The organism is Mesorhizobium sp. M00.F.Ca.ET.216.01.1.1, from assembly GCF_004010325.2.
Classification (GTDB): domain Bacteria; phylum Pseudomonadota; class Alphaproteobacteria; order Rhizobiales; family Rhizobiaceae; genus Mesorhizobium.
Map to the genome: position 1 here is coordinate 1 of NZ_SADR02000060.1, position 10,134 is coordinate 10,134.

The following is a 10,134-nucleotide window of genomic DNA, read 5'->3' on the forward strand; positions in this document are numbered from 1 at the left end:
AGATCGCCGCCATCGCCTATCCCAACAAGGCGGTGATCTACGACCTGTTGTTCCGCGCCGCCTCCGAGGCACTGCTCACCATCGCCGCCGATCCAAAGCACCTCGGCGCCCGCATCGGCATCACCGCGGTGCTGCATACGTGGGGCTCGGCGATGACCCATCATCCGCATGTCCACATGATCGTGCCGGGTGGCGGCATCGCGCTCGACGGCACGCGCTGGGTGTCCTGCCGGCCCGGCTTCTTCCTGCCCGTGCGCGTGCTGTCGAAGTTGTTCCGACGGCTCTTCCTGTCGAAGCTCACTGAGGCCCATGCCGCCGGCCGGCTGAGGTTCTTCGGCGACAATGCTGGCCTCGGCGACGAGCGCGCCTTTGCTGCCTTCCTGGCACCGCTCAAGAAGAAGAACTGGTTCGTCTACGCCAAGCCGCCCTTCGCCGGACCCGAGGCGGTGCTGGCCTACCTGTCGCGCTATACCCACCGCGTCGCCATCTCCAACAGCCGGTTAATCGCGCTCGACGAGGCGGGCGTCACATTCCGCGTCAAGGACTACCGCCGCAATGGCAGCGAGCGCTACCGGACCATGACACTGGAAGCGGGCGAGTTCATCCGCCGATTCCTGCTCCACGTGCTACCCAAAGGCTTCCATCGCATCCGCCACTATGGGCTGCTCGCCAGTGCGCACGCCAAGGCCAACATCGCGCGCGCTCGCGAACTTCTCGCCGCGCCGCAGCCCAAGGCCGAATGCAACGGAACGGGCGCCGATGCCGCCACGCCATCGGACTGGCGGCCGCCATGTCCATGCTGCGGCGGCAAGATGATCGTCATCGAGACCTTCGAACGCGGCGGCGACCGCGCCCGCGCGCCGCCATGGACGAGGGCGCCATGACCACAAACCGCTCTTCATCGCTCTGCATACCCGCCGAGGACTCTGGTCGTCGGCGGCCCGAGGCGATCGTGCGTCTCCGGCCGATCGCATGTCCCGCACCATCTGCAGCGCCGAAACCGCCCGCTCTTCAAGGGCCGCATCGCAATGCGCACAGCCATCGCCAGCCCGTCGAGCTACGCCTGCCCACCCACCAAGCCAATCGGTGCGGTCACAACGGACCAAGCCGAACCGTCAAATCCCCATAGACTCGAAACCGAGATCTCCACCCCGCGGGTTCCTTCCCTGGAGGCTTCCGGACGCCGGCCTCGGAGCCACGCCATCTCAGTAGAGGGCCGGCATCCGAAACCCATCACAGAAGCGGACATCGCTAATGCACAGGCCACAGGCAGCTTTGCGCCGCGAAGCTGCCTTGCCAGAGCTTGACCAAGACCGCTCTGGTCTTGATCAATGCGCCGCGCCGTCGGACGCGTGCATGAGTCTCCAGGTCAAGCCGATGCGGCCCTCGAACTGGGATGCAAAATGTTCGGCGGCGACGCCTTCCAGTCCGTCATCGACAAGAGCCTCGATGCCTCGTCGCACCAGCGCGAGCTGCATCTCGCGGGCGTGTGCCAGGTCTGTCTCTCTCATGATTTCCGTGACGTGGTAGGCGACAACTGGCTGGCCAAGGCAAGACATGAGCGCGCTCGCTTCTAACGTCACTGCCGTAACTGCATCTTCGATATTCATACTGGCGCTCCTCATCAAACATGATGCTGGCGCCTCCCGATGGGACGACGGTATTCCGTCGCTTCCTTTTTCAATTTCGACTGTCGTGAGTGAAAGTGGCAGGTGCGCGAACAGGAGAATTACCCTCTTGTTCCAGTTTCCTTGAGCAGCCTCGCTACCGAAATCAGTATGTTGCAAAATTGAATTAAAGGCGACGGGATAGTTAATCGATGGTTAATGGCGGCGCTCGCTCTCAGGGGTTCGCGCACGAAACATCGGGCAGGTCCGCCGTGCGCCCCATGTCGGCCGTCCGAATTCAGATGGTCCATGACGCGATCACAGGGAAAAGAAAGGTCATGACCGCCCTTCCCTTCCATTCCGTCGGGACATTGCGCGCTTGTCCCTCCACTCGTAGAGCGAATAGACGATCGGGATGAACCACGGCCTGCCGCGGTAGAAGGGCACTGCCTTCGGCGCTGGATCGAAGTCGAAGGCCGATCGCGCCTTCTCCGTCTCGCCAAGAAGTTTGAAGGCTGCCTTCTTGCCGAGCCAGCGCGCCCAAACCACGCCGGAGCCGCAGAAGCCGGTAGCGTAGACCGTATCTCCCAAAGTAAACATGCGTGGAATCATGTCTCGGTTCATCGCAACCTGGCCGAACCAGCTATGCGTAAGACCAATACCCGCCAGTTCGGGGAATATGCGGCCAAGTTCGGAGCGCAGGTGTGTGGTGGGGGCAAGCGGGTCGCCTTCCATCGTGCCGTCGCGCCCGCCAAAGAGAATGCGCGAGCCGTCTGGCGATGGACGGTAGTAGTAGCTGAGCTGCCTCGTGTCGCCGTACATCATCCGCTTCGGCATCAGGCGTTCCATAGCTCCGTCACCCAATGGTTCAGTGGCGACGATGCGGCTGCGCACCGGCACGAGACGACGGCGAAGCCAGGGATCGAAGCGGTCAGTATAGGCGTTGGTGCATACCAGCACCTTCTTCGCAAACACCTCGCCGCGCGACGTGGCGACACGCATCCCCCCCACTTCAGCAATGGTCCCCAGCACCGCGGTGTTCTCATGGATGACCGCATCTGTCGCCCGGACGACTCGCAGGATGCCGGAAAGCAGCTTGGCGGGGTGAAGCCCACCAATATCCATGCGCACGAAACCACCAGCGTAGAAGTCGGTTCCGATGTATCGCGATACTTCTGCGCAGGCTACTGAATACGCCTCAATCCCGAGAAAACGTTGCAATAGCTCGGCGTAGCGGCTCAATTCGTCACATTCGTGTTGATTTATCGCTCCATCAAAAAGGCCAGATAGGAAAAAGTCGCACTCCACCTTCTCCTCTTCAAGAAAGCTCCAAAGATCCTCTCGCGCAGCCTTTCCCTCCATCAAGATGCCGTTGGCGCGAGCTTCTCCAAATCTCCGGATCAATTGTTTGCGGCCCGGCCTTATGCTGCCGCTCGCCATGCCGCCGTTGCGGCTGGATGCGGCTTGTCCTATCGGTAGCCGGTCGAAAAGCTGAACGCTGCGCCCGGCCCTCGCAAGCTCAATGGCTGCGGACAGGCCCGCATAGCCGCCCCCGACGATGGCGACGTCGCATCGAGGGACCACCGGCCGCACCGGCAAGGGAGCAAAAGCGCAGTCGTCCCACCAATACGGCACGGATTTGAATTGGCGCGCGGAATCTTCGATACTCATGGTGTGCATCTTGGTTCAATCAGCTCGGGCGTATTCCGCTCAATCGCGGGAGACCCAGAGCTTTCGCGTCGTTTCGATCACCCGCCAGACGCCCGTGAATCCGGGATGCATGACGAAAGCATCGCCTGCTGCGATTCGACGTGGCTCGAACCCGTCCTCAATGAGTTCCGAAACCCCCGAAAGGATGTAGCAGAATTCGAAGGTCTCGCCCTTGACGGAACGGTAGGCGCCAGGAGTGACCTCCCATACTCCGGCCTGCACCTGGCCATCGGCGGTTTGCGCGATATCCCAAGTCAGAAAACGGGGATCGCCTTCCACGCGTCGTTCCGGCAGTGGTACCCCTCTCCTGGGTTCGGGGAGATTCTTCTGGTCGACAAAGGTAAGCTTTGACATGGGGGATCCTTTCAGCGTGCGAAATGCGGCTCGAAAGACAGGCGTCTTTCGATGACATTCAGAGCAGTCAGACAGACGACGTTGATCACGAGATAAAAGACAGCGGTGATGACGAAGATTTCCATGATGGCGAATGTCTCGCTCATCAGCCGTTTGGCATGGCCGGTGATTTCAAGCACCGTGATGGTGGAGGCTAGGCTCGATTCCTTGACGATAACGGCGACCTCAGTGCTATAGGAAGGCAAGGCCTGCCGCAGCGCCAGGGGGAACTTGATACGCTGGAAGATCACCCACGGGGACATGCCGCAAGCCTCCGCCGCCTCGATGAGCCCACGCGGCAGCGAGAGGAGAGCAGTGCGGAAAATTTCCGCCGTATAAGCACCCGTGTTGAGAATGACGGCGAGGACGGCAGCATGCAGACTGTCGCCGATCAGCCACCAGAGGATCGCGTTATGGCGTATGAAACCTATCTGAGCGAAGCCGTAATAAATGACGAATATCTGCACGAGCATCGGGGTGCCCCTGAACACTGCGCAATAGAAATCGGCGCATCTCCGGATCGTGCCGACCTGAGATGTCCGGGCTGTTGCCAGCAGAATGCCGAACGGTAATCCAAGGCCGACCCCGAAAAGTGCAATCAGCAGGGTTGTCTTCGCGCCGACGAGGAGAAATGGAACTGCATATGTGATGATGCTCAAATCCATTTTAACCCCTACTGAAGCCACGATTGAAGTATTTTTCAGCGCGGTTGAACAGAATTTGGCTCACAGCGGTCATGGCAAAGAACATAGCTGCCGCCAGGCAATAGAACAGAAGCGGTGAACGCGTGATGCCTGCGGCGATTGCTGCTGTGCGCATCAATTCCTGCATGCCGACGACGGATACGAGCGACGTATCCTTGATTGTCATCTGCCATACGTTGTTGATCCCCCCCAGCGCCAGCCTGAGGGCGAGTGGCAGCGTCACCCGAAAAAAGGTTAAACGTGGCGACAACGAAAGCGATCGAGCCGCTTCCAGCAGGCCGACGGGAACGGCCTGCAGTGCGCCTCGTATGACTTCTACCGAGTACGCGCATGAGATGGCGGCGATTGCGATGATGCCGACAATGAATGGATAGGCGTTTTCGGCGCTGTCGGCATAGCCGAATGCGGAGGCGATTTTCTGCACCCAATCGACCGAGCCGAAAAACAGGAGATAGATGACCAGCAGCCCCGGAACGCCGCGAATAACGATGCTGTAGGCATCGACAAGCTGAGACAGGACGGGCAGTCGGCGCCAACGAAGAATGGCAAGCGGTATTGCCGCCGCCAGCCCTATGACCACGCCAAGAACACCAATCAGGATCGTAACGCCGGCGCCGCGCAGCAGTGCAAGGGTCCAGCCCTTCTCCACCATCAGCACCCAGATATCGTTCAACATGAAAAACATCCTGGGATCGTCGCGGCATTGCCGCGACGATCTGTTGACTGTTGAATGATCACTTCTTGCACGGGATGGTGTAGTCGTCCTTGAACCAGTTTTCCGAGGCCGCCTTTACCTTGCCGTTGTTGATCATGTCGCAGAGCGCGGCGTCCAGCTTGGCTTTGAGCTCGGTATTGCTCTTGCGCAGGCCGACCCCCATACCATAACCTAGTGCTTCGTGATCGTCGGCCCCGGTGACCTTGACGTCGATGCGGGCAAAGTTGGCTCCGTCCGGGGAGCCGAGAAAGTCAACCCAGGTCGGGGAATCGCCAAAGGCGGCGTCGAGCCGGCCTGTCCCAAGATCGGAATTCTGCTGGGTAGTGGCGTCGTAGGTCTTCAAGTCTGCGGTCGGAATATGTTTCTTGATGAACTTTGCGTAGGTGGTGCCGTTCACTACACCTATGGTCTTTCCTGCCAGCGCCTTTTCAATTTCCGGAAGGCTCTTCAGCCCGACGAGAGGAGAGTCCTTGGGAACCACAAAATACTGGGGCGTGGTTGCGTATGGAATGGAGTAGTCGATCTTTTTCATTCTCTCGTCGGTGATGCCAAGACCCGAGATGATTATGTCGAAGCGATCTTTGTCCATCGACGGAACCAGCGAACTGAACGTCTGAACCACGAATTTGCACTTAACCTTAAGTTCGGCGCAGATGCCGTTCGCGATATCGGCGTCGAACCCGGTGACGTTGCCGTTGGCATCGGCCATGCTGAATTGCGGCGCATCGCCTTCGGTGCCGACGCGCAAAACGCCATCGTCGGCCCGTGCGAACCCCATCGCCGCCGTCAGGACAAGGCAGGATACCAAAACTGAGCGAAGTGTGTTCTTAGTGCGCATGCAATTTCCCCTTTTTGCTTTTTGGTTGCCGCCATCAGGCGGCGGTTGAGATAACGCTGGAAAGGAACCGATTCACCGCCTCGGAGGCGGGATTGCAAAACAGTTCTTCCGGCACGGCATCCTGCTCAACGGTACCTTTGTGCAGGAATATCATTCGGTTCGACACCTCTCGTGCGAACCTCATTTCATGCGTGACGAGGAGAATGGTCGCGCCCTCGCCGGCAAGCGTTCTGATGACCTTCAAGACCTCGCCGACCAGTTCGGGATCAAGCGCGGAGGTTGGTTCATCAAAAAGCATCAGTTTGGGCCGCATCGCTAGGACACGCGCGATTGCCACGCGCTGCTGCTGGCCGCCCGAAAGCTGGCTTGGATATCGGTGGCTAAAGTCGGCCATGCCCACCTTCGAGAGCGCGGAAAGCGCTGTTTCTTCCGCTTCCCGCTTGTCCTTCCGCAGCACGTAGATCAGTGCTTCGGTTACATTTCCGAGCACGGTCCGATGGGGCCACAAATTGAAGCTCTGAAACACCATGCCGATGCGGCGGCGAAAAACTCTGATATTGGCCGCGTTGACGATTTCCGTTTCGTGACGTTCGTTCTGCACGGCGGAAATCGCGTCGCCCATCACCTCAATCTCGCCCGAGCTCGGGGTCTCCAGGAAATTAATGCATCGTAGCGCGGTGCTCTTTCCTGAGCCGGAAGAGCCAACGAGGGAAGTGACCTCGCCCTGCCGCATCTGGAAGCTCACCCCATTGAGAACGCTGATCGCGCCAAAGGCTTTGCGAAGTTCGTGAACTTTCAGAACAGGGGACATTGTCAAAGCGTCTTCCATGCGTGCCGTTTCCACTACTCACCGTTGCTCGGCGTCTTTAGCCTTCGATCGTTTGCGCGACCTCGTTTACGGCCGCCTTGGCGATCGAGACCATCTCATCAATTTCGGACTCCGTCATAACGAGGGGCGGCGCAAACCCTAGAATGTCTCCATGCGGCATGGCACGGGCAATAAGATTTGCGGTCGCGCGCCGCCTGAGAGATCCGGCCCCAGACCTTCAGGGCCGCCGTCAATTGCGGAGCCGATCTGCTTTGCGATCCGCTGGTTACCAGCCAGCCGCGATGTATTTTGTCTCCAGATATTCGAGCATGCCGTGGTGGCTGCCCTCACGGCCCAAGCCGCTCTGCTTCATGCCGCCGAATGGAGCGGCCGCGTCGGAAACGACGCCACGGTTGATGCCGACCATGCCGCTCTCGATCCGACCGGCAACGGCGAGCGCCCGTTTCAGGTCGCGGCTGAACACATAGGACACCAGTCCATATTCGGTGTCGTTCGCCATCCGGACAACTTCGTCTTCCGTATCGAAGGCGACGATCGGCGCGACCGGACCGAAGATTTCCTCGTTCAGGAGAGCTGCGTCGGCGGGGACGTCCGCAAGCACGGTAGGCGGATAAAAGAAGCCATCACCGTCGTACCGGGAGCCGCCGGTCACGACGCGCGCTCCCTTGGCGACGGCATCTTCGACCAGACTGGCGACCTTGCTCATGGCGGCTTTGGTGATCAAAGGGCCCAACTGGGTCTCCGGGTCCAGGCCTGGACCGACCTTGAGCCCCGCCATCTCCTCGCCGAGGCGCTGGGTGAAGTCCTCCAGAATACCACGCTGGACATAGAAGCGGTTCGCAGCGGTGCATGCCTCTCCGCCATTGCGCATCTTAGCGACCATCGCGCCCGCTACAGCGACGTCGAGGTCGGCGTCATCGAACACGATGAACGGTGCGTTCCCGCCGAGTTCCATGGAGCAGCTGACGACTTGGTCAGCCGCCTCCTTGAGGAGAATTCGGCCGACGCCGGTCGAACCGGTGAAGGAAAGCTTCCTGACCCGCTTGTCATGGAGCAGGGCGTTGACGACGGGCCCGGCTTTCCGGCTCGTCAGGACGTTGACGACGCCGCCCGGAACGCCTGCTTCGGCCATGATTTCGCCGATCGCCAGCGCGGTGAGCGGTGTTTCCGCCGCGGGTTTCAGGATACAAGTGCATCCAGCCGCCAGGGCGGGAGCAATCTTGCGGGTCGCCATGGCCGCCGGAAAGTTCCAGGGCGTTACCAACACCGTGATACCAATCGGCTCTTGGTTTACGATGATCTGGTTCGCTCCCGATGGGGCGAGACCAAACTCTCCTCGAGGCCTGACGGCTTCTTCAGCGTACCAGCGGAAGAATTCCACAGCATATGCCACTTCGGACCGAGCATCGGCCAGAGCTTTGCCATTCTCGACGGAGATGAGCCTTGCCAACCAATCCGAGCGCTCGGTCATAAGATGAAAGCACCTCATCAGCATGTCCGAGCGACAGCGCGGCGATGTCGCCTTCCAAGGCTCAGCGGCAGCAGCGGCAGCGTCTATCGCGGCGATCGCATCCGCGACGTCGCCGTCGGCGACTGTTGCAATGAGCCGGGCCGTCGAAGGATCGACTACGTCGAAGGCGAGTGCGTTTTTCGCATACAGCCACCGCCCGCCGATGAAGAGTTGCGTCCGCGCTTTGCCCGCGACGGCGACCGCGTCACTCTGGGATTCCGCGTAAGTCTGCTGTACTGGATTTGGCTTCACGTAGGACACCATTCGCAACCAATTAGGTTAAAACCTGCGATCAACTTAGAATTGGTCTTGATATTGGTGTCAATATAGATCAAATTGGTTGCGAAAAAAGTTTCAAGGAAGGATGATGAGCGTCGTACTGAAGGATTTCATCGAGGCGGAGGGATTGGAGCCAGGCGACCGCCTGCCACCCGAGCGCGATTTGGCGCTAAAGCTTGGCCTGCCTCGCACCGCGTTGCGGAGGATGCTCGCTTCGCTCGAGAACGAGGGGCGCCTGACAAGGCACGTGGGAAGGGGCACCTTCATCGCAGGCAGCGGAGTCACGTCAACGGCACTGCGCCGTCCGCCAGGCAGCGCGGGCGACGCGGTCCGCACCTATCCAGCAGAAGTGTTCGAGACGCGTTTGATCATCGAGCCAAAAGTCGCCGGATTGGCCGCGCTCAGAGCGACGCCGCAGGAGATCGATGAACTCCAAAAATCGATCGACAAGGGGAGTGCCGCCGAGACGCTTGTCGAGTTCGAAAAGTGGGATGCCGTCTTTCACCGCATCGTCGTCGAGGCGGCAAGAAACGGTCTTCTTTCGTCACTGTACGAAGTAATCCATGAGGTGCGGGCCGGAAACCTTTGGGGTCGGATGAAAGAGCAATCACTCACACCGGACAGAATGAGGGGATACATCACCAAGCATCGAGAAATTCTAGCCGCCATCAAGGACCGGGACAGCGTAGGGGCGGAGCTAAGTATGTACAACCATATCATGGAAGCGAGGGCGAACATCCTTGGTCTGCATGCATGAAACCGTGGACCGAACGAATTTTTAAAGTCGAATATATTCACTGGCTTCGACAAGACAGTCTACGACGACGAGCGCTGAAAATGCGCCTCTCAAAGCTGCCGATGCAACCTCGGCGCCGACCGCGCTATCGACCAGTCGGTGGGACGTGGCGGGTTGAAACTTGGAAGGAAATGTGGCGTTCGGCCAAGCGGCGCACTGCTGCTTCACACACGAATGTCTCGTTGGGCCAGCACACCGCTGGAATGGCCAGCTAGCGACCGCCGGCGTCGATGTCGGCTTTTGGGAAGTGCAGTACCTTGCTGGACGTCCGCTATGATGTCAGCGGATTGGCCGCTTGTCGGTAACTTCGTCCCGAAAGCGGAAGGGTAGGCTTCGGCCAAATCCCGCTACGTCCGCCGCATTGTCGCCGTTTAGGGTGATGTTTGCCGATCCCGCAAGCTGCCATCCGTTCATGTGCGCGACCAACCTCCGCAAGTGGGCCGGGCCTCCCACGGATTGGGGACGGGCCGGCTTCATAGTGCACCGCACCAGTTGCTGAAGAGCACCGACTGCGATTCTGCCGGTCTCCTAGCCCCGCTAAAGCCTAGGCGCTCGATTCTGCGGTCGAACGGCACTCCCTGGGTGGCTTTCTTGGAAGTTCCCAATCGCAAAATTTAGCCAATCCAGGCCCATCCAAGGAATGACGAACGGAGTGACGGCCCTTACTTCACCGTGATGCTCATACCGCTGAGATCGGCGTTGACTTGCAGGCCTACCTGCCTGCCTGTGAGTTCGAGTTGGGCGCCCTTGTCG

Annotated in this window: 10 protein-coding genes and 1 pseudogene; 2 read left to right on the forward strand and 9 right to left on the reverse strand. The window is 59.6% G+C overall.

The window, feature by feature from the left end; translation table 11 throughout:
* On the forward strand, window positions 1–884 hold an 884-nt coding region (locus EN859_RS34790), incomplete at its 5' end, for a transposase (protein ID WP_135913577.1).
* Between the two features lie 444 nt (window positions 885–1,328).
* Here the strand turns inward: EN859_RS34790 and EN859_RS34795 are convergent.
* The 9 genes and pseudogenes from EN859_RS34795 to EN859_RS34835 all read right to left on the reverse strand — a co-directional run bounded on the left by EN859_RS34795 (window position 1,329) and on the right by EN859_RS34835 (window position 8,570).
* Complete coding sequence (locus EN859_RS34795) at window positions 1,329–1,610, reverse strand: hypothetical protein (protein ID WP_245525865.1); 282 nt, start codon at window positions 1,608–1,610, stop codon at window positions 1,329–1,331.
* A gap of 333 nt (window positions 1,611–1,943) precedes the next feature.
* The gene (locus EN859_RS34800; RefSeq protein WP_127857125.1) at window positions 1,944–3,278 is read right to left on the reverse strand and encodes an FAD-binding oxidoreductase; all 1,335 of its coding nucleotides are present in this window, start codon (window positions 3,276–3,278) and stop codon (window positions 1,944–1,946) included.
* A gap of 39 nt (window positions 3,279–3,317) precedes the next feature.
* Window positions 3,318–3,671 (reverse strand): cupin domain-containing protein, encoded by a 354-nt coding sequence (locus EN859_RS34805; RefSeq protein WP_127857124.1) that lies wholly within the window; start codon window positions 3,669–3,671, stop codon window positions 3,318–3,320.
* 11 nt (window positions 3,672–3,682) lie between these two features.
* Complete coding sequence (locus EN859_RS34810; RefSeq protein ID WP_127857123.1) at window positions 3,683–4,375, reverse strand: ABC transporter permease subunit; 693 nt, start codon at window positions 4,373–4,375, stop codon at window positions 3,683–3,685.
* Between the two features lies 1 nt (window position 4,376).
* Complete coding sequence (locus EN859_RS34815; RefSeq protein ID WP_127857122.1) at window positions 4,377–5,090, reverse strand: ABC transporter permease subunit; 714 nt, start codon at window positions 5,088–5,090, stop codon at window positions 4,377–4,379.
* A 58-nt stretch (window positions 5,091–5,148) separates the two neighbouring features.
* Complete coding sequence (locus EN859_RS34820; protein WP_127857121.1) at window positions 5,149–5,967, reverse strand: transporter substrate-binding domain-containing protein; 819 nt, start codon at window positions 5,965–5,967, stop codon at window positions 5,149–5,151.
* Window positions 5,968–6,001: 34 nt separating this feature from the next.
* Window positions 6,002–6,778, reverse strand: a complete 777-nt coding sequence (locus EN859_RS34825; RefSeq protein WP_189502459.1) for an amino acid ABC transporter ATP-binding protein — start codon at window positions 6,776–6,778, stop codon at window positions 6,002–6,004.
* A 55-nt stretch (window positions 6,779–6,833) separates the two neighbouring features.
* A pseudogene (locus EN859_RS39995) lies at window positions 6,834–7,020 on the reverse strand (aspartate aminotransferase family protein); the annotation flags it as partial.
* Between the two features lie 41 nt (window positions 7,021–7,061).
* Complete coding sequence (locus EN859_RS34835) at window positions 7,062–8,570, reverse strand: NAD-dependent succinate-semialdehyde dehydrogenase (protein WP_127857120.1); 1,509 nt, start codon at window positions 8,568–8,570, stop codon at window positions 7,062–7,064.
* Window positions 8,571–8,673: 103 nt separating this feature from the next.
* On the opposite strand from EN859_RS34835, the gene EN859_RS34840 reads away from it, so the two are divergent.
* Window positions 8,674–9,342: an FCD domain-containing protein gene (locus EN859_RS34840; RefSeq protein ID WP_127857119.1), complete on the forward strand. Its 669-nt coding sequence runs from the start codon at window positions 8,674–8,676 to the stop codon at window positions 9,340–9,342.
* The last annotated feature ends 792 nt before the right edge of the window (window positions 9,343–10,134 follow it).

What these genes read in the sequence shown, in the direction of transcription:
- EN859_RS34795 (WP_245525865.1), bottom strand. Translation starts at nt 1,610, where the DNA reads ATGAATATCGAAGATGCAGTTACGGCAGTGACGTTAGAAGCGAGCGCG.
- EN859_RS34800 (WP_127857125.1), bottom strand. Translation starts at nt 3,278, where the DNA reads ATGAGTATCGAAGATTCCGCGCGCCAATTCAAATCCGTGCCGTATTGG.
- EN859_RS34805 (WP_127857124.1), bottom strand. Translation starts at nt 3,671, where the DNA reads ATGTCAAAGCTTACCTTTGTCGACCAGAAGAATCTCCCCGAACCCAGG.
- EN859_RS34810 (WP_127857123.1), bottom strand. Translation starts at nt 4,375, where the DNA reads ATGGATTTGAGCATCATCACATATGCAGTTCCATTTCTCCTCGTCGGC.
- EN859_RS34815 (WP_127857122.1), bottom strand. Translation starts at nt 5,090, where the DNA reads ATGTTGAACGATATCTGGGTGCTGATGGTGGAGAAGGGCTGGACCCTT.
- EN859_RS34820 (WP_127857121.1), bottom strand. Translation starts at nt 5,967, where the DNA reads ATGCGCACTAAGAACACACTTCGCTCAGTTTTGGTATCCTGCCTTGTC.
- EN859_RS34825 (WP_189502459.1), bottom strand. Translation starts at nt 6,778, where the DNA reads ATGTCCCCTGTTCTGAAAGTTCACGAACTTCGCAAAGCCTTTGGCGCG.
- EN859_RS34835 (WP_127857120.1), bottom strand. Translation starts at nt 8,570, where the DNA reads ATGGTGTCCTACGTGAAGCCAAATCCAGTACAGCAGACTTACGCGGAA.
- EN859_RS34840 (WP_127857119.1), top strand. Translation starts at nt 8,674, where the DNA reads ATGAGCGTCGTACTGAAGGATTTCATCGAGGCGGAGGGATTGGAGCCA.